We start from the raw sequence: 815 nt of genomic DNA, 5'->3' as shown, positions 1-815 counted from the left end.
TTTCTTCAGAGATAAGGAAACGTGTCCCCGACTCTGAAGTCATAATTGGAAAGATGGGGCCTGCCATTGCGACTTATGCCGGAGAAGGTGGGCTCATATTTGCGTTGTGAAAGAGCCGGACCGTTTGTGCTAGACACCCTGAAATCAGTTGAGAAGTCGAAATCGCTTACTTCTCTGTTTATTGTTATGACGAAAAGAGACATTTCCTTCATAGCAATAACTGAAGCAACATCAATTCCCCTTCTTTTTCATTCATTTATGTGGATGGACCGAAGCCCTCTTGGATCTTCTTCCACCTGCTATTTAGAGTTAAACGAATTCTTTAGCGCAGGTATTTATCTAAAAACGCAAGCATTGCTTTAGCCCCTTTGATTCTATTAACCTTCTTCTTGAAGCCATGTCCCTCATCCTCAAATACAACATATTCAACCGGAACACCGTTTTTCTTAAGGCTCTCAACGATTTCGTCCGACTCCACTTTCAATACTCTTGGATCATTTACACCCTGAAGAACCAGGAGTGGTCTTTCAATTCTCTCGGCGTGGAAGAGAGGGGAGATGCTCTTGAGGTATTCCTCTTCTTCAAAGGGGTTTCCAATCTTCGTGTATAGTAGATCTTTAATGGCCTTCCACCAGGCAGGCACCTCTTTGAGTGTTCTCACCCAGTTTGAAACACCGAAAAGATCTATACCTGCCTTGAACTCCTTCGGTCTAAAGGCCAGAGCTGCGAGCACCATAAAACCTCCGTAGCTCCCTCCATTTATGGCGATTCTTTCTTCGTCGATAAAATCAAGTGTGCCTAGATATCTGGCGGCC

Annotated in this window: 1 protein-coding gene; it reads right to left on the bottom strand. The window is 44.3% G+C overall.

What is annotated here, in order from left to right; all coding sequences use genetic code 11:
• Positions 1 to 322 precede the first annotated feature (322 nt).
• A partial coding sequence (locus tag BG32_RS14890; protein WP_147435100.1) for a S9 family peptidase occupies positions 323 to 815 on the bottom strand: 493 nt, incomplete at its 5' end.

Origin of the sequence: Mesotoga sp. HF07.pep.5.2.highcov, assembly GCF_003666285.1 — a bacterium.
Lineage (GTDB): Bacteria > Thermotogota > Thermotogae > Petrotogales > Kosmotogaceae > Mesotoga > Mesotoga prima.
This window is presented reverse-complemented; position numbering and strand designations above follow the sequence as displayed.